At 57.6% G+C, this 1,132-nt stretch carries 1 protein-coding gene; it reads right to left on the minus strand.

Translation table 11 applies throughout. The features are described from left to right. Positions 1–4 precede the first annotated feature (4 nt). The coding region (gene tuf / locus AC1931_RS15415; RefSeq protein WP_483878163.1) for an elongation factor Tu at positions 5–1,132 on the minus strand (1,128 nt) is incomplete at its 5' end.

The raw sequence follows: 1,132 nt of genomic DNA on the forward strand, positions 1-1,132 counted from the left end.
ATTGTTACTCGATCACTTCACTGACAACGCCGGCACCGACTGTACGGCCACCTTCGCGGATCGCAAAGCGCAACTCTTTGTCCATGGCTATCGGGGTGATCAGATCAACCGTCATGGCGATGTTGTCTCCCGGCATAACCATCTCAACGCCTTCCGGCAGCTCGACAATCCCGGTCACATCCGTGGTACGGAAATAGAACTGGGGACGGTAGCCTTTGAAGAACGGCGTATGGCGCCCTCCTTCTTCTTTGGTCAGAATATAGGCTTCGGCCTTGAACTTGGTGTGCGGGGTAATGCTGCCGGGCTTGGCCAGAACCTGTCCGCGCTCAATGTCCTCGCGCTTGACACCGCGCAACAGAATCCCGACGTTGTCGCCGGCCTGACCTTGATCCAGCAGCTTGCGGAACATCTCGACACCGGTAACAACCGTCTTGACGGTCGGCTTCATTCCAACGATGGCGACTTCTTCCTGTACCTTGACAATACCGCGCTCAATCCGCCCGGTGGCAACCGTACCGCGTCCGGAAATGGAGAAAACGTCTTCGACCGGCATCAGAAACGGCCGGTCTACGGCGCGCTCGGGCTCGGGAATATAGCTGTCAACGGCATCCATCAGCTCAAGAACCTTGTTCTTGCCGATTTCGTCATCACGCCCTTCGAGGGCAGCCAGGGCTGAACCGGCAATGATCGGAATATCATCACCAGGAAAATCGTAGCTGGACAGCAGCTCGCGAATCTCCATGTCGACCAGTTCGAGCAACTCTTCGTCGTCGACCATGTCGGCTTTGTTCAAGAAAACAACCATCGCCGGAACACCAACCTGACGAGCGAGCAGGATGTGCTCACGGGTCTGGGGCATGGGGCCGTCAGCGGCGGAGACGACCAGAATGGCGCCGTCCATCTGCGCGGCTCCGGTGATCATGTTCTTGACATAGTCGGCGTGACCGGGGCAGTCAACGTGAGCATAATGACGGTTATCAGTCTCGTACTCGACGTGGGCGGTGGCGATGGTAATACCACGCTCGCGCTCTTCGGGAGCATTGTCGATCTGGTCAAAAGCCTTGACCTCTCCCTTGCCCATCTTCTCGGCCAGCACCCGGGTAATAGCAGCGGTCAGGGTGGTCTTGCCATG

The sequence above is a fragment of the Pelovirga sp. C15f genome, assembly GCF_057178085.1.